The following is a 17,688-nucleotide window of genomic DNA, read 5'->3' on the forward strand; positions in this document are numbered from 1 at the left end:
TCTACCAGTGTTACACAGGAATCATCGCTCCATATTCCCAAGATTAAATATTCCCAAGACTAAATTTTGTAGGCTGAACCTACATAGCCCAATGGTTGATCTAAGATGCCTAATCGATTTTCTATCCTTAGCCACAGCTCGCTGCATTTATCTTTATTCAAGAAGACTAAATTCAAGAAGACTAAAAAGACCCATTTTTGTAGTATTCGCTACAGAAACTTGTGATATATTGATTGTAGAGAGTTGAAGTACATCTGGTTTCGTACATCGAACTTGATTCGTTCTTTAAGTTGGGAGATTAACTATGTCTACGCAAGATCAAGCTCGTGCATTAATGGTGCGGCACCAACATATGGTTAAAAACCGTGAACAGTGCCTATTGAGCCGTGCTGCTGCCGAAGTGGGTATGCCCGCAGAATTGCCACTTCGTAACGGTGACCTCGGAAAAGCTGACTTCGATCGCTCGAATCATTCCAGCCATAGTGGGTTGAGCTAGTGGGCGATCGCCCAGTTAGATAGACTTTCAAAATTCAATTCATGATTTATTTTGCAAGGCGTGCTTCTCATGAGAAGTGCGCCTTAAGCTTGCATAGACACTTTTATATTGCGGGCTAGGACTGTCACAGCACGATCCATCCGCTACCAGAACGGACTGATCTAAAAAACTGCACAGCCCTAACTCCGCTCTATCTAACTCTTTCACGATGATTATTGGTCGAGTCGGAGTACCGCCATGAACGCTTCTTGGGGAACGTCTACTGTCCCGATCGCCTTCATTCGTTTTTTCCCTTTTGCCTGCTTTTGCAACAGCTTTTTCTTCCGAGAAATGTCGCCGCCGTAGCATTTTGCCAATACATCTTTGCGAATGGCAGGAATTTGCTCACTAGCAATGACTTTGCTGCCGATCGTTGCCTGAATCGGAATTTTGAACTGGTGGCGAGGAATCAGTTCTTTTAGCTTTTCGGTCAAGGCGCGACCGACGTTGTACGCTTTATCACGGTGAACAATGGTGGCAAGCGGATCAACTGGATCGCCATTAATCAGAATATCAAGCTTGACCAATGGATTCTCGCGATAGCCAATGAGCTTGTACTCCATGCTGGCATAGCCCCGCGATCGCGATTTCATTTGGTCAAAAAAGTCTGTTGCCACTTCTGCTAACGGCAAATCATAGATTAATGTGGTGCGCTCGGTTGTCAGATACTTCATGTCTTTGAAAACACCCCGACGGCTCTGAGAAAGTTCCATCAAGGTGCCCACATAGACTTCTGGCGTAATAATGTCTACTTGAACATAGGGTTCTTCGATTTTTTCGCGCTGCTGCGGATCGGGTAGCTTGCTGGGGTTGTCAATCAGCAAGACTTCACCTTTGAGGGTTGTCACCCGGTAAACCACCGATGGCGCTGTGGTGATTAAATCCAGGTTATATTCTCGCTCCAGCCGTTCTTGGACAATTTCCATGTGCAGCAAACCTAAAAAGCCGCAGCGAAAGCCAAACCCCATAGCGCTAGAGGTTTCGGGTTCGTAGTTGAGTGATGCATCGCTGAGCTTGAGTTTTTCTAGGGCTTCGCGCAAATCTTCAAACTTGTCTGCATCCGTGGGAAACAAGCCACAAAACACCATGGGAGTTGCTTCTACATATCCGGGCAAGGGTTCAGCCGCCTGGACGGCTGCCAAGGTAATCGTATCCCCAACTCGCGCATCTTCAACGGCTCGAATTGACGCGGCAATGTAGCCCACTTCGCCTGCATGGAGGCTGTCTACTGGTACTTGCGTGGGTGAAAGCACTCCCAGTTCATCAATCACATACTCTTTGCGGGATGCCATCAGCCGAATGCGATCGCCTTTTTTGACGGTTCCATCCATCACTCGGAAGTATACGATCACGCCACGGTAGGGGTCGTAATAACTGTCGAAAATCAGGGCGCGCAGGGGTTCGGCGATCGTATCTTTAGGCGGTGGCACCAGATGAACAATGGATTCCAAAATCTCAGCCACCCCGATTCCTTCTTTTGCAGACGCGTGGATTGCCTGACTGCAATCTAGACCCACGATGTCTTCAATTTCTTGCTTAACGCGCTCCGGTTCGGCTCCGGGCAAATCAATCTTGTTTAATACTGGAATAATTTCCAGGTCATGCTCCAATGCCAAATAAACATTTGCCAGGGTTTGCGCCTCCACCCCTTGGGATGCATCCACCACTAGCAAAGCTCCTTCACACGCTGCCAGCGATCGCGACACTTCATAGGAAAAATCGACATGTCCTGGAGTATCAATCAGGTTTAAAACATATTTTTCGCCGTCTTTCGCCGTATAGTTCATTCGTGCAGCTTGGAGCTTAATCGTAATGCCCCGCTCTCGTTCCAAATCCATGCTGTCCAGAAACTGCTCTTTCATTTCCCGTGCGGTGACCGTGCCAGTCTCCTGCAACAGGCGATCGGCAAGCGTAGATTTGCCATGGTCAATATGGGCAATAATCGAAAAATTGCGAATTCGAGAAACGGGCACATCAGTCATATGTCTGGCTGTATAGAAGCTTTTAACGTATTGTAACGGGTCACCTCTGAAACCTCACATTCATCAATCCAACTTTATTTCTGTATCCCTTGAGAGCATGAGAATTTCCTCAGTTTTGTAAAATCTTGTAGGTAGCATGACAAATTCTCAGTAGTTGTGCCGTAGATTGGTTATGTTTATATTCCTGCCGAGTTAAACTTATATTGCTGAAGTAGTTCGGATGATCTATTTTTAATAGATTGTTCATTACTTTAGCCAACGTTCGCTAGCATCCAAACTATGAATGAGTCTGCCCTGTTTTCCCAGTCGGCTTCAGAAAAAGTCGAATTATCTGTCCGTTTAGATCCTGACTTGCTAGATCAGATTAAACATTTGACCAATGATCCTAGCAAGGTGATTGAAGTAGCTGTGCGCCAGTGGCTTAAAAATGAACTGCGTCGGGATGATGATCTAACCCGCAATCTTCAGCGCAATCCGCCAGTTCCACCACGAGGCGAATGGAACGATTAAAACAGGGGTGGAACCTGAATGATTTCACTTGCTATATTGAGCATAGCGTCAGTCGTAACAAACGCTTAGTCATACTCAATGAAGCGATGTCAGTGGAGTGATGCCAGTGTTCAGTTACATTAAGAGACTGTGCGTGTCAGGGTATAGGTTAGACGGGCGACGCTTAGCTAGCCTTATTGCAATCTTCATCGATCGCTAGTTTTACACTTCTCTAAAAAAGCCGCCAGCTAGAGTACTGATGCCTTCTTCTGCAAACTATCAACGCTCTCTTTCTGCACATCACGAAGCGATCGTAAGAAATCAGGATAGGAGTAGCGACCCCGCTGAGCTTGTCATGGCTCAAGACCGTGAAGGACGTTACTTGTCCTTTTTTTGGGAATCAGCAGAAGATTATGGCATCCGGTTAGACCAGATGATTGGTCAACTGCCAGATCGTATTTTTGGTCCAGTGGATATTAAGGCATATACCACCCGGATTCGCCAAGTTCTAGAGTCTCAGACGGCTCAAAAATTCAGATTTAAGTTTCGCTGTGGTGCTTTTCGGCTGCAAGCAGACTTAACAATGAACCCCGTGATTGGAGTAGATGGACGCGCCAACACGGTTTTGGTCATGGGTATGATCTGCCCTATTTCTGCCCCACCGGAAGCAAAACTAGATCCTAGCTTTGCTCAATTAGATGACCCAGTAACCCACAGAGTTGACCATTTAGCAGAGTTCTCATCAGAAACAATCAACGCTGATAGCCATGAATTGTTAACCCGAATTGCCTGGAATATTCGCCGTACTCTAGATCTACCCACCATTTGGCAGCAAACGGTTGAAGGACTAGGTAACTTATTGGGGGTGAGCCGCTGTATTGTATTTCCCTATGAGCCAACCAATCCAACTGTGAAGGCAGTCGCTGAGTATTGTCGGGGGGCATTTTGCCCAATGCAGGGGTTAGAGTTTTTGGTGGCAGATGATGCGGATCTGCAAGCAGCGTTGCGGAGTCTAAACCCTATCAATGTGCGGCACGAACCGAAACCATTGGATCAAGAAGCGGCTCATCAGCCACCTACTCTGCGCGGGCTGATGCAGTATTCTATGCTGATTGTGAGAACCTCTTATCAAGATCAGCCCAATGGGTTAATTGTGCTGTATCAAGATGATCAACCTCGTCGTTGGACAGCGGTAGAGCTAGAGTTTGTGCAGGAGTTGGCAGATCAGGTAGGAACCGCGATCGCCCACGCTAACTTGATTTCTGCCAGCCAATCCTTAGCGGCGGATGTGCAAGAGGCAAATAGCAATCTACGGCATAAACATCGCGAACTAGAAGAAGCCAGAGAACAAGCGGAAGAAGCCTCTCGATTAAAAAGTGAATTTCTTGCCAATACCTCTCACGAACTGCGAACTCCGCTTAACGGCATGATCGGCTTTCTCAAACTTGTCTTAGATGGAATGGCAGATGATCCTGAAGAGCAAACTGAATTCATTAGTGAAGCTTATCGCTCAGCCTTACATCTGCTTAATATCATTAATGACATTCTCGATATTGCCAAAATTGAAGCGGGGAAACTGCAAATTGAACTGAGTCCAGTCAAACTGGCAGAGCTATTAGATGATTTTGCCGATTTCATTAGCAATCAGGTACGCCAAAAAAAGCTAAATTTTGAGATCCAAAAACCGCCTACGGATGATGAAATTATTCTTTATGGTAACTATCAGCGTCTCCTACAAGTGATGCTGAATTTGGTGGGTAACGCAATTAAGTTTACCCACGAGGGTGGCGTGACTATTAGCGTCGAAATTATCAAGAAAAAAATCACCGTCCAAGGAGTAGACCTGCCGGGTTATGTCAAAATTCGAGTGGCAGATACTGGTATTGGAGTCTCGCTTGATAAACAAGACAAGCTGTTTCAATCGTTTAGCCAAGTGGATGGTTCTCGGACTCGCCAGTATGGGGGAACGGGTTTGGGATTAGCAATTTCTCAAAAACTAGTTGAAGCGATGGGTGGCGTGGTCAATTTCTACAGTATGGGTGAGGGCTTGGGTTCTACGGTTACTTTCACAGTGCCGTTGTATCAAGAACCGGTGATGATCACGGCTCAAACGGCTGACGTGATCGATTTATTGCTGTAAGTGTTTGAAGTGCGATCGCTACGCAATATGCGACTTTCCTGAAGTAATCGCAAATTCTGCTACTCTGCGGGAAGCAAGCTATACTCTAGCCCTCACCCAGAAGAGGAAATTGGAAACGGCTGAAAGACCTTCTCCTTGAGGAGAAGGGTTGGGATGAGGGCATATTAGTTGCATATCAGGTATCGCTATACTTCTCTATGAGTACTTCTTGGATGCCTTCGCGTAGAAGTAGTTCACTTGTAGAAGTAATTCACTCATGGAATGGTTCTGAATGAATACAAGCAATGCAACGGTTTAATCTAGTTATCTTCAAACAGTTTTGGTCGATCGCGAAGTCCTACTGGTCAAGTGATGAAAAATGGCGGGCGCGGGGACTACTGCTGTTGGTCATCCTGTTGTCCCTCGGCTACACCGGATTAAGCGTGTTGCTCAACAATAAGCGAGGGGCGCTAATCTCTGCTCTGTCTGCTCACGATGAAGCTAGATTTTGGCAAACGATTCTGGTGTTTGCTGGGACATTAGTGATTTATGCACCGCTGTTTGCCGGCTATGTGTATCTGCGAGATCGTTTAGGCATCCAGTGGCGGCGATGGCTCACCAGTGATTTCATCGATCGCTACTTTAAGAATCGGGCATTTTATACCCTCAATCATGTCGATATCGATAACCCGGATCAGCGCATTACTGAAGATGTCAAAAGCTTTACCCAAGAGTCGCTAACGCTGCTGCTGGCAGTCGTGGATTCACTGTTAGCAGTGGCTGCCTTCAGCGGCGTGCTGTGGGGCATCTCTAAACCGTTGATCGGTTTTTTGGTACTTTATGCGCTGGTGGGCACCTTGATCACCGTGGGAGTATTTGGAAAACCCCTGGTACGACTCAATTTTGAGCAGCTTAAGAAAGAGGCTGATTTGCGGTTTAGTTTAGTGCGGGTGCGAGAAAATGCTGAGGCGATCGCTTTTTACCAAGGAGAGCAGCGCGAGTCTGATCAAATCAAAGGTAGATTTATGGAGGTGTTTGATAACTTCAAGCGTTTGATCTTTTGGGAGCTAAATCTCAATGTTTTGACCAATGCCTATGAATTTATCCCCTTCGTTTTGCCTGCCATTGTGGTGGCACCGGGCATTTTTGCGGGGGAATTAGAGGTGGGTAAAGTGACCGAAGCCCAAGGAGCTTTTATTCGGGTCTTTTTCTCGCTTAACCTGATCGTGGCGCGCTTTCAGTCTCTTTCTACTTTCGTTGCAGGAGTCGATCGCTTACACACTTTTTCGGAATCTTTAAATACCGACTCAACCTCGAAGCCGCCTGATGGTGCTGAATCGGCAACCATTGGCGCTGAGCCAACCACGATCAAAACCGAAATTGTCGATCGGCTGGCGCTGGAAAGTGTGACCCTACAAACGCCTGACCGTCAAAGAATTTTGGTGGAGGACTTATCGATCACGCTGGCAACGGGTGAAGGATTATTGGTCAGAGGACCGAGCGGCTGCGGCAAGAGTTCTTTGCTCAGAGCGATCGCGGGGCTATGGGATGCAGGCACGGGCACAATTTTGCGACCGCCCCTAAAGCAGATGCTATTTTTACCACAGCGACCCTATATGATTTTAGGAACGTTACGGGATCAAATGCTTTATCCAACGATGGATGAGTCTATTGAAGATTCGCGGCTCAGAGAAATTTTGATTCAGGTGAATTTGCCCGACCTAGAGCAAAACTATGGAGGATTCGACGCTGAACAAAACTGGGCGGAGGTTTTATCTTTAGGAGAGCAACAGCGCCTAATTTTTGCACGACTTTTGCTCAATAAACCGGGCTACGCGATGTTAGATGAGGCAACTAGCGCCCTCGATCCGAAAAATGAAGCCCAGTTATATCAGCAGCTACAAGACTCTGGTATCACTTTTTTGAGCATTGGACATCGAGAAAGCCTGAGCGAGTACCACCAATCTATTTTAGACTTTACTACCGATCAAACCTGGTCCCTAAAAGCGTCTGAAACTCTGTCTACGAGAGGTCAGTGATGCCAACCGCAACGGATTTTAAGGATTATTACACTATTTTGGGAGTCAGCAAAACCGCCACTCCTGAAGACCTTAAACGGGCTTATCGCAAGCTTGCCCGTAAATATCATCCTGATCTCAATCCGGGAGATCATGAGGCAGAGGCAAAATTCAAAGATCTGAACGAAGCCAACGAGGTGCTTTCTGATCCAGAGAAGCGGCAGAAATACGACCAGTTTGGTCAACATTGGAACCAGCCTGGTTATAGTGAAGCGCCAACCCCTCAGGGAAACAACGCTGCAACGGGCGGTTTTGAGCAGTACGATGACTTTGATGCGTTTATCAACGATCTGCTGGGGCGATCGCGCGGTAGAACCCGCACAACTGCAACCAGTGGCTTTGATGATTTGGGTGGCTTCCGGTCTCAAGCGACCGCACCCGATACCGAAGCTGCGATCGCGCTCACCTTTGCCGAAGCGTTTCATGGGGTTCAGCAGCGGCTACAACTCGACGATGAAACGCTCAATGTCCGCATTCCCCCCGGCGCAAAACCCGGCAGTCGCATTCGGCTCAAGGGCAAAGGTCGTCCGAGTCCGTTCTCTCAACAGCGCGGCGATTTGTATCTCACCATTGAGATCTTGCCCCATTCCTTCTGGCGCTTTGAGGGCGATGACCTGGTTTGTGACGTGCCCATTCGACCCGATGAGGCAGTTTTGGGGGCACAAATTAAGGTGCCGACTCCCGATGGTAGCGTGACGATGACCGTTCCCAAAGGGGTGAAATCGGGGCGATCGCTGAGACTGCGGGGCAAAGGCTGGACATTGCCCAAAGGGGGGCGCGGCGACTTATTCGTCAAACTTCAAATGGTCACACCGCAAGACCTGAGCGCGATCGAGCAAGAATGCTACGAAAAAATCCACGCGAATGCCAGCTTTAATCCGCGTGCCCCATTAGAGGAGAGCAAGCTATGAGTTTCAGTCTTTCAAAAACAGTGGTTTCGTCCGCAGGAGATCAACTCTACACCTTTGAATATGCCGCATCTATCGCTGAAACCTCGATTACGGTTGTCGAGGTTTATGTCAAGTTGGGCATCATCGAGGCGATCGGCGATCTGCTGCATTCCCGCGAAATTGCCCGAATTGCCCAAATTCAGCGATTGCGGCAAGACTTGGGACTAAACTTAGTCGGAGCAGCTATGGTGCTAGATATGGCTCAAGAAATTGCCCAACTGCGGGCACAGCTTAAAGCGCATCAGTCCCATCCAGAGTCCAACATCCCCCCTAGGCGAACAGACGCATTATAAGATCGAGGGAAGGAAGGGGAAACAATTCCATCATCCGTCACCTGATTATCTTAATAACCACTGGAAGCACTATGGAACCCATCCGTATCTTTTACTTCTCTGATGTTCTCTGCGTTTGGGCTTATATTGCTCAAATCCGTCTGGATGAATTGAAAACAACCTTTCAAGATAAGGTTGCGATCGAATATCACTTCGTCCCCGTTTTTGGAAATGCTCATGAAAAGCTGGAGAAGCGATGGCGCGATCAGGGGGGCTTCAAAGGCTATAGCGATCACGTTCATGAAGTTGCAAAAAAGTTCGATCACATCACTGTTCATCCTGATATTTGGACTCAGGTTACGCCAGCTTCATCCACATCCTGTCATTTGTTTCTCCATGCCATTCAACTCCTCGAAGCGAATGGTTTAGTGGAGCCAGTATTTGAAAAAGCAATCTGGGCATTTCGAGAGGCGTTTTTTACCAAACTAGCGAATGTTGCTGATCGCAAGGTGCAATTTGCCATTGCCGAAGAGCTAGGGCTACCGATCGCTGCCATCCAAGCTCAGATCGATAGTGGTGAGGCATACGCTCAACTCTCCAAGGATTTTGACTTGCTCAAAGAGCATACGGTTACGGTCAGCCCCACCCTAATTTTTAATGAAGGACGGCAGAGACTCAACGGCAATGTGGGATATCGAGTCATGGAAGCCAATATTCGTGAGTTACTCCACAATCCTCCCGAAGAACAATCCTGGTGCTAGAAATATGGGCGATCACCATCGAGCTAATCATTGATGGATAAAGTGATAGTCGATATTTCTAACTTGTACCTTTTTCGTTGGGTTTCGTATCGTAGTCAATCAATTCATTCAGAAAATCCAACCCTTATCCGTCACAGTGGATAGTCATTAGACGACTGAGAAATGTGACGGTAATGTTCAACTGGGTAGGCTTGGCTGAATTAGGGACAGTTTCAGCGATCGCGCCATGCTGCTGTTAGTATGACTCCAACGCCTGATTGATCACGCCCTTGCGTCGGTCTTGATCGTGACGAATGCTAGCTTCTTTGCCTAGGTCGTCGTAGGCTCTAAGACCGGGCGCATCCCAGCCGACTTTGCCAGAATCCCAAAGCGCCCAGACTCGCGCATCTAAGACTGCCTCCAGCAAAAGAGTTGCTCAATAATGAAGTCTGCGACGACTTTAAACCATTCCACCCGCCGCTTGAAAACGTGCCCGCGATCGCTTCAACGCTTTCGTTGCTTTAATAAACTCTTTCCGAGAGCCACTTTGCTGAGCTTTACCAAATTGCTCTTGTGCGGCTGTAAAGGCAACACGAGCTTCTTCCTTATCAATGGAATCGCCACGCTCTGCACCATTCACCAAAATGGTCACTTCATCGGCATCAACTTCAGCAAAACCGCCCATTAAAGCGATAGGAATCCAGGTGTTTTTATCAGACCGGACACGCATCACACCCGTATCGAGAGCCGTTAGCATCGGCGCATGTCCGCCTAGAACACCCAGTTGTCCAGTAGTGCTGGGCAAAATCACTTCTTCAGCTTGAGCATCCCAAATCGTTTTGTCAGGAGCAATCACACGAACAGTTAGAGGCATAACTTAATGTTGGGTTTTGAGTTTTAGGTTTTAAGTTTTGAGTTTTGAGCGAATCGCTTTGCCCAAAACTCAAAACTAGGCGATCGTTCGTTTGCTTACTTGCCTTCAGCTTTGAGCTTCTCGCCTTTGGCGATCGCTTCATCAATGCTGCCAACCATGTAGAAGGCTTGCTCAGGATATTCATCCAAAGCCCCAGACAAAATCTGCTTGAAGCCCTTGATTGTATCCGTCAGCGACACATATTTGCCCGGTGAGCCAGTGAATACTTGCGCCACAAAGAAAGGCTGGGATAGGAACCGCTCAATCTTACGGGCGCGGAACACGATCAAGCGATCGTCTTCAGACAATTCATCCAAACCCAAAATAGCAATGATGTCTTGCAGTTCCTTATAGCGTTGCAGCGTAGACTGCACAGCACGGGCAGTTGAGTAATGCTCTTCTCCCACAATGCTGGGCTGTAGCATTGTCGAAGCTGAATCCAACGGATCAACCGCAGGATAAATCCCTTTAGATGCCAAGCCACGAGATAGAACTGTTGTTCCATCCAAGTGAGCAAAAGTGGTTGCAGGTGCAGGATCGGTTAAGTCATCCGCAGGTACATACACGGCTTGAATCGAAGTGATTGAGCCTTCCGTGGTGGAAGTAATCCGCTCTTGCAGATCCCCCACATCCGTACCCAAAGTTGGCTGGTAACCAACCGCAGAAGGCATCCGACCCAAAAGCGCCGATACTTCAGAACCCGCTTGCACAAAGCGGAAAATATTGTCGATGAACAACAGGACATCTTGCTTATTCACATCACGGAAGTATTCCGCCATGGTCAAAGCCGACAAACCCACGCGCATTCTGGCACCGGGGGGTTCGTTCATTTGACCGTAAACCAACGCGATTTTGGATTCGCCAAGGTTATCTTTATTGATAACGCCAGACTCCATCATTTCGTTGTAGAGGTCATTGCCTTCACGGGTGCGTTCGCCTACGCCGCCAAACACCGACACCCCGCCATGGTTCGTGGCAATGTTGTTGATCAATTCCATCATGATGACGGTCTTCCCAACGCCTGCACCGCCAAACAGCCCAATCTTGCCGCCGCGTCGATAGGGCGTTAGCAGATCAATCACCTTAATTCCGGTTTCAAACACGGAGGGTTTTGTTTCCAATTCCGTCAGCTTAGGAGCGTCACGGTGGATGGGAGAAAACTCTGTGGCATCAACGGGACCCCGTTCATCAACAGGCTCGCCTAACACGTTAAAAATCCGACCCAGGGTGATAGGACCTACGGGAACGCTAATAGGTGCGCCACTATCCATCACTTCCATGCCACGAACTAATCCATCGGTTGAACTCATGGATACGGCACGAACTTGGTTGTCGCCCAATAGCTGCTGGACTTCGCAGGTAACGTTAACTTCTGTGCCTGCTGGATTCGTACCAACAACTCTTACAGCATTGTAAATGTCTGGCATCTTCCCATTTGGGAACTTAATGTCCAATACAGGACCAATGATTTGCGTAATGTAGCCGATGCTTTTTCTTTCTGTGGTGGTGACCATGCTTACGCCCTATTCTGTGACTCAGCGACTTGAATGTTTTACTGGCAAACAATCTTAAAAATTGTCACCAATAAGCTTATCACTGAACGGGCAATAGATGCTTGCAGAGATTTTGAAGACGGGGGAAAGGGTGAAGTTTGGAGTTAAGCATTTGGAACACTTAGTCCAGAGGGTGATCTGTTGGCAAGTAGCGGCGTAAATCCTGAATCGATTCGTTTATGGATGGCGGCGACAAGAAACTGTTTGAAAACATTGCAAGAGCACGATCGATCTCCCAAAACTATCGGTTCGTTCTATGAACGAGAAGCAGTGACCGTTAAGCATTGATGTCTCTTTGTGCAGCTACCAGGAGATCAGACAAGGCTTGCACAGCGGCGTGATCTGCCTGGGGAGACCAAACAATGGCTTCTGTCGTTGCCAGTTGATCCAGGAGTTATGTCATCTGAAGTGCGATCGCCGTCCGGTTCTAAACTGCACCCCTCTTCCTTTGCAACGGCTAGCAGTAAGAAATGGATCAGCCGCAACTTGTCCTGACGCGATAGGCGATCGATCTCAGGAATTAGTTCACTCAGAGGCATATCAGACTCCCGGCTATTCCCAATAATTCCACTGCCAGTCTAGCTTAGAAGGCAATATGGCTATCTTATGACGATGGGTTTAAATCTGGCAGGTATCACAGAGACAAAAAATAAGTTGCTAAGAAAAAATTCCGCGATCGTGTTGTGGATGTTCATTGTTGAAAACCTTGGAACCAATGCAACCAAAGCGATCGCAGCCTCAATATGCCCAATGAATTAACGATCTAACGTTCCGGTTGAGCGGCTGCTATAACCTTTGCATCCATACCAAAGATCTCACGCCAGTCCGAGCCAACCGGGTTATTATGCTGTCCGCTACTATCCTTTCTCTAACCATTTCTCTATAGCCAAGGCCGATAACACATCCCAGAAATCTGGCTTTTCTGGATTGTCTCGACATCTTAGGTATCCCTCTATTTTAACTGGAGTACGCGACTTACTTGATAAGCTCTCCATCATGTGAGGACGTTTTTCGGGTGGTATCTGCTCCCATTCCAACCTTGTTTTCATTCTGCCAAAACCATCTGGTATATGACCTACGTGAGAAATTGTCTGTCCATTAGTCCAAACGCGAAGACGACCAATCATAGGCTTCTTGGAATCACGCCACAAATACGTATTTGGGGTTGGCAACCACAGAAATAAGACAGGCTTTTGTGACTTTTGCTGAAAAACTATCTCTGCACATAACCTTGTCTTTCCAGATCCATACTGTATGGTTCTCTTGTCAATAATTTCTTTTATCCGGCGATTGCAAGCGAGAACTTTACTTCTCACTTTTAGAAAGCCTTCCTGTTCTTCTCTTGTGCAGCCACCCAACCATTTAATTAATAGTTCTGGAGGTTCTGGAATACCCTCAAACGCTGAAGTTTCAATTGGTTGATATGGAATTAAATGCTTCTTAAGATCAAAGTCTTGTCCCAGTTCTTGGAGAAGGAAATGAAAACCTTCTTCATCCTTGACAACAGAGAACTGAAGAAGCTCAAAGTTAAGCTGGCTGTACTCTTTATCAATTAAGTTATGCCGATGATAACTTGGCGCGATTGCAATAAGTCGAGCTGAGCGAGAATAGTCAACTTCTTGAGAAAATGGTTTTTCTTCTAGAAGATTCGCATAGTAGCGAGTTAGCTGCTGGATTAAGTATCGATCTTCTACGTTCTTCAACTCTAAGATGACAAGTCCTTTATCGTCATCTACAGCAAGAATGTCACATATTTCACTATTAGAAATATATTGCTGCTTAAGGGGAATAACGCCAAATAGTTGCTTGAGATTTGCCCAGATAAATCTTTCTAATGCTGCTTCACTTATAAATCCCCAGCCACTAGAAGTTTTATACAACGCTACTCCACTGATCACAACTAATCAACTCCAGTACCCAAATAAGCACAAAAACTTCCAGACGACTTAACTTTACGCACCAGACAGGCAAGCTTCAAACTGCCACCCCACCGAGGACTTACAGCATAACAATATTATTTTAGAGAGAAAGTTTCCGCATATCACCCCAAATCGGATGGAGCGGCGGAAATTTTCTGTATAGTCTGCCGACGGAGGTGGATTGATGGAGAGTTTCTGGATGTCTTCAGATGATGGCGACGTGGGTTTATTTATTCGATAGGGGGTGCCTGAGTTATGGGGTGAGGATTTGGGTGACGGTGAGTTGAAGTGATGGAAAGGTGGTGGATTGAGCGATCGCATCTCCCACAAATTCTTGCCCTTCATACAAATCGTCGATCAGGGTGAATATGGTCACCTTGGCAGCCAGCGGATCAACGACCCAATATTCCGGGATCTCTCGAACGTTGTATTCCACTCGTTTAGCGCGGTAGTCGGTGGTTTTGGTTGATTCGCTGACAACTTCCACCACTAGCAGCGGCGCGGGTTGATTCACTTCAATCACGGCTTCTCGGCTGCGGAGATCCTGCCACTGCTCAGCCCCAATTACGACCACATCGGGAATGCGTGAGGTATCCCACCGCCCACCGCGAGGTGATCGCACGCCAATCGCAGCCTGACGAGCTACCCAACTTAGACCTAAGCGCTCAATCTCTTGATTGAACAGACGCTCTAGTAAATACATGATTTCTCCGTGTAGCCCTGATCCAATGCCCATGGAAATCAATTCTCCGTTGACCAGTTCGTAGCGCGTATCGGTGCCGTCGTCATACGCCAGATATTCTTCAAAGGTGAGTTTTTGGGCGATCGGGGTAGTGGCAGTCATGGGCTTCGCCTAAAAAATTGGCTGATTTCATCTGTTCTATCACGTCATTCTTTTCGCCAATGATTCTTAATTTTTGTTAAAGTCATCCCAGTGCCTTAATCCTTCATTCTCACGCCGGAGACTCTTAATGCTACGCCTGGAACATATTTGTAAGATTTACCCCACGGGTGAAGTCCTGAAAGACGTTAATTGGGAAGTGAAAGGCGGCGATCGCATTGGGCTTGTCGGTGTCAATGGGGCTGGCAAATCTACCCAACTAAAAATTATTGCAGGCGAAATTGAACCGACCAGCGGCGAGGTGATTCGTCCGAATAGCCTGCGGATTGCTTACCTCAGCCAAGAATTTGATGTAGACCCTAGCCGCACCGTCCGGGAAGAATTGTGGCGGGCTTTCAAAGAAGCGAATGACGTGCATGAAGCCTTGACGGAAGTGCATCGGCAAATGGAAACTGCTAACCCAGAACAGTTAGACAAGCTCATCCACGAAATGGATCGGTTTCAGCGTCAGTTTGAAGGTCTGGATGGCTATGGTCTGGAGGCGCGGATCGAGAAGCTGATGCCAGAGGTGGGTTTTGAGGCAGAAGATGGCGATCGCTTGGTGAGTGCTTTTAGTGGTGGCTGGCAGATGCGGATGGGCTTGGGCAAAATTTTGCTGCAACAGCCCGATCTGCTGCTGTTGGATGAACCGACCAACCATCTGGATTTAGAAACGATTGAATGGCTAGAAACCTACCTGCGCGGCATCAATACGCCCATGGTGATTGTCTCCCATGACCGCGAGTTTCTCGATCGCCTCTGCACCCAAATTGTGGAAACTGAGCGTGGTGTTTCTACGACTTACTTAGGTAACTATTCTGCCTACCTGCTGCAAAAGGAAGAAGCCAAACTGTCGCAGCTTGCCGCATATGAAGGTCAACAAAAAGAACTGGAAAAACAGCAGGCATTTGTTGATCGATTCCGTGCCAGTGCCACCCGCAGCACCCAGGCAAAAAGCCGCGAGAAACAACTAGACAAAATCGAACGGATCGAAGCGCCCGATGCTGGAGTTCGGACGTTGAAATTCCGTTTTCCACCCGCTCCCCGCAGCGGTCGCGAAGTGGTCATCATCAAAGATATGACTCACAGCTACGGCGACAAGATCTTATTTTTGGGAGCCGATTTGCTGATCGAGCGGGGCGATCGCATTGCCATCCTCGGACCCAACGGTGCCGGAAAATCGACCCTGCTGCATCTGCTCATGGGTATGGAAAAGCCCACCGACGGCACGATTGAATTTGGTCAGCACAGCGTCATTCCGGGTTACTTTGAACAAAATCAGGCAGAAGCCCTAGATTTGAACAAAACCGTAATTGAAACGATTCACGATGATGTGCCTGACTGGACCAATGAAGAAGTGCGGACGTTGCTGGGTAGCTTTTTATTCACAGGCTCGACTGTGTTTAAAAAGGTAGAAGCCCTCAGCGGCGGCGAAAAAGCCCGATTAGCCCTGGCGAAAATGCTGCTGCAACCCGTCAACCTGTTGATTTTGGATGAGCCGACCAATCACCTGGATATTCCCGCAAAAGAAATGCTGGAAACCGCCCTACAAAACTATGACGGCACGGCTATCCTCATCTCCCACGATCGCTACTTCATCTCTCAAGTCGCCAACAAAATCGTGGACATTCACGAAGGGCAACTGCGCCTATTCCGGGGCGATTATCACTACTACCTGGATAAGGTGGCAGCGGAAAAAGAACAGGCAAAACTAGAAGCGATCGAAGCGGCAAAAGCGGCAAAAGCGGAAGCAAAACGCACTAAGCAAAAAGAGAAATCTAAAAAAACCGCGAAAACATAATAATTGGGTGCGAGGGCGAGCGATCGCAACTCCTATTGCAAGCGGCGATCTTATTGCAAGCGGCGATCTCAGCACTTTCTACACTCCAATAGACTTTTTGCACAGACAGAGGAAAGTGGCTACAAACAGGTCAAGGAGAAATGAGTGACTGCTAAAACTTACACACTCCTCACAAAGACTTCACCCTAGCTTTACCTACTTTAGAAACAGCAAAGCTACTTTTGAAATATAGGTTGTGTGGCATCAACCGAATGTGAGAAATTAGAGAGACAGTGGTAAGGGGGCTTATTGCTGTCTCTCTTTATGTTTGGGCTTCTGTTGTGTTGCTTTCAACAGTCCTCAAGAAAATTCCAGAGTTGAGCGATGCCAATTTTAGGTTCAGAATGGCATGATGCAGTGGAGGCTCATTTCTGAATATTCAGTCTCCATTAAATTCTGGTTCACTTCACCCTACGCTTTGGCAGCAGCCCCTTACCCTAATACCTAACACCTGACACCTGACACCTGACTCCTAGCCCGTCTGCTTGATACACTAAACCCATACACAACAGCAGGATCTAAACGTGGTTGTTAAGCCAGAATGGTTACGAGTCAAAGCACCTCAGTGGGAACGGGTCGGCACAGTTAAAGATATTCTGCGGGATCTAGAATTAAATACAGTCTGCGAAGAAGCCTCTTGTCCCAATATTGGCGAATGCTTTAGTCATGGCACTGCCACCTTTTTGATTATGGGACCTGCTTGCACTCGCGCTTGCCCCTACTGCGATATTGATTTTGAAAAGAAACCGCAGCCGCTCGACGGAACAGAACCCGATCGCCTAGGGGAAGCAGTGCGACGAATGCGCTTAAATCATGTAGTGGTGACTTCGGTCAATCGGGATGACTTGCCTGACGGGGGCGCTTCTCAGTTCGATCGCTGCATTCACGCCATCCGCGCTGCATCTGCTGGCACGACCATCGAAGTGTTAATTCCCGACCTGTGCGCTAACTGGAATGCCCTAGAAATTATCCTTAACGCGAATCCAGACGTGCTAAATCACAACACCGAAACGATCGCGCGCCTCTATCGTCGGGTTCGCCCCCAGGGAGACTATGGGCGATCGCTGGAATTACTGCGCCGCACCCGTGAACTGGCACCCTGGATATATACCAAAAGCGGCATCATGGCAGGCTTGGGCGAAACTGACGATGAAGTCAAACAAGTGATGCAGGATCTACGGCAAGCGGATTGTGACATTCTCACCATTGGGCAATATCTCCAGCCCAGCCAAAAGCATTTAGGAGTGCAGGCTTTTATCACTCCTGAGCAATTCGATGCATGGCGCGAATACGGTGAATCCATCGGCTTTCTGCAAGTGGTGTCCTCTCCCCTCACCCGCAGTTCCTACCACGCCGAACAGGTACGTGCTCTGATGGAACGCCACCCACGCAGTAAAGTTTTGAGCGATAAGTTTTGA

15 protein-coding genes and 1 pseudogene are annotated in these 17,688 nt (G+C 47.7%); 9 read left to right on the plus strand and 7 right to left on the minus strand.

The genetic code is table 11. The features are described from left to right. The first annotated feature begins 304 nt into the window (after positions 1–304). Positions 305–496, plus strand: a complete 192-nt coding sequence (locus AC1S5B_RS24290) for a hypothetical protein (RefSeq protein ID WP_482038236.1) — start codon at positions 305–307, stop codon at positions 494–496. A 212-nt stretch (positions 497–708) separates the two neighbouring features. Here AC1S5B_RS24290 and lepA read toward each other — a convergent pair whose 3' ends face one another. Then, the gene (gene lepA / locus AC1S5B_RS24295; protein ID WP_482038237.1) at positions 709–2,517 is read right to left on the minus strand and encodes a translation elongation factor 4; all 1,809 of its coding nucleotides are present in this window, start codon (positions 2,515–2,517) and stop codon (positions 709–711) included. 279 nt (positions 2,518–2,796) lie between these two features. On the opposite strand from lepA, the gene AC1S5B_RS24300 reads away from it, so the two are divergent. The 6 genes from AC1S5B_RS24300 to AC1S5B_RS24325 all read left to right on the plus strand — a co-directional run bounded on the left by AC1S5B_RS24300 (position 2,797) and on the right by AC1S5B_RS24325 (position 9,186). Next, a complete protein-coding gene (locus tag AC1S5B_RS24300; RefSeq protein WP_482038238.1) occupies positions 2,797–3,027 on the plus strand; it encodes a hypothetical protein in 231 nt (76 codons plus the stop codon). A 334-nt stretch (positions 3,028–3,361) separates the two neighbouring features. Further along, a complete protein-coding gene (locus AC1S5B_RS24305) occupies positions 3,362–5,146 on the plus strand; it encodes an ATP-binding protein (protein ID WP_482038239.1) in 1,785 nt (594 codons plus the stop codon). Between the two features lie 284 nt (positions 5,147–5,430). Further along, positions 5,431–7,164, plus strand: coding sequence for an ABC transporter ATP-binding protein/permease (locus tag AC1S5B_RS24310; RefSeq protein WP_482038240.1), 1,734 nt, complete (start codon positions 5,431–5,433; stop codon positions 7,162–7,164). Further along, a complete protein-coding gene (locus tag AC1S5B_RS24315) occupies positions 7,164–8,114 on the plus strand; it encodes a DnaJ C-terminal domain-containing protein (protein ID WP_482038241.1) in 951 nt (316 codons plus the stop codon). The genes AC1S5B_RS24310 and AC1S5B_RS24315 overlap by 1 nt, the downstream gene beginning before the upstream one ends. Continuing rightward, the gene (locus AC1S5B_RS24320; RefSeq protein WP_482038242.1) at positions 8,111–8,446 is read left to right on the plus strand and encodes a chaperone modulator CbpM; all 336 of its coding nucleotides are present in this window, start codon (positions 8,111–8,113) and stop codon (positions 8,444–8,446) included. The genes AC1S5B_RS24315 and AC1S5B_RS24320 overlap by 4 nt, the downstream gene beginning before the upstream one ends. 71 nt (positions 8,447–8,517) lie before the next feature. Next, a complete protein-coding gene (locus AC1S5B_RS24325; protein WP_482038243.1) occupies positions 8,518–9,186 on the plus strand; it encodes a DsbA family oxidoreductase in 669 nt (222 codons plus the stop codon). 235 nt (positions 9,187–9,421) lie between these two features. On the opposite strand, the gene AC1S5B_RS24330 is transcribed toward AC1S5B_RS24325, so the two are convergent. The 6 genes from AC1S5B_RS24330 to AC1S5B_RS24355 form a co-directional block, all read right to left on the minus strand. Then, positions 9,422–9,592: a hypothetical protein gene (locus AC1S5B_RS24330; RefSeq protein WP_482038244.1), complete on the minus strand. Its 171-nt coding sequence runs from the start codon at positions 9,590–9,592 to the stop codon at positions 9,422–9,424. A 33-nt stretch (positions 9,593–9,625) separates the two neighbouring features. Then, positions 9,626–10,039 (minus strand): ATP synthase F1 subunit epsilon, encoded by a 414-nt coding sequence (gene atpC, locus AC1S5B_RS24335; RefSeq protein WP_482038245.1) that lies wholly within the window; start codon positions 10,037–10,039, stop codon positions 9,626–9,628. Positions 10,040–10,134: 95 nt separating this feature from the next. Continuing rightward, complete coding sequence (gene atpD, locus AC1S5B_RS24340; RefSeq protein ID WP_482038246.1) at positions 10,135–11,592, minus strand: F0F1 ATP synthase subunit beta; 1,458 nt, start codon at positions 11,590–11,592, stop codon at positions 10,135–10,137. 353 nt (positions 11,593–11,945) lie between these two features. Beyond that, positions 11,946–12,170 carry a hypothetical protein gene (locus AC1S5B_RS24345; RefSeq protein ID WP_482038247.1) on the minus strand — a complete coding sequence of 75 codons (225 nt, stop codon included), beginning with the start codon at positions 12,168–12,170 and terminating at the stop codon, positions 11,946–11,948. Positions 12,171–12,488: 318 nt separating this feature from the next. Then, positions 12,489–13,511, minus strand: a complete 1,023-nt coding sequence (locus AC1S5B_RS24350) for a PDDEXK family nuclease (RefSeq protein ID WP_482038248.1) — start codon at positions 13,509–13,511, stop codon at positions 12,489–12,491. A gap of 292 nt (positions 13,512–13,803) precedes the next feature. After that, entirely contained in the window at positions 13,804–14,394 is a 591-nt protein-coding gene (locus tag AC1S5B_RS24355) for a Uma2 family endonuclease (protein WP_482038249.1), read from the minus strand. Between the two features lie 127 nt (positions 14,395–14,521). Between AC1S5B_RS24355 and AC1S5B_RS24360 the strand changes: the two genes are divergently transcribed. Then, positions 14,522–16,231 carry an ABC-F family ATP-binding cassette domain-containing protein gene (locus AC1S5B_RS24360; RefSeq protein ID WP_482038250.1) on the plus strand — a complete coding sequence of 570 codons (1,710 nt, stop codon included), beginning with the start codon at positions 14,522–14,524 and terminating at the stop codon, positions 16,229–16,231. Positions 16,232–16,788: 557 nt separating this feature from the next. After that, positions 16,789–17,688: pseudogene (lipA, locus tag AC1S5B_RS24365) on the plus strand (lipoyl synthase); the annotation flags it as partial.

The sequence above is a fragment of the Leptolyngbya sp. CALU 1928 genome (assembly GCF_056784215.1).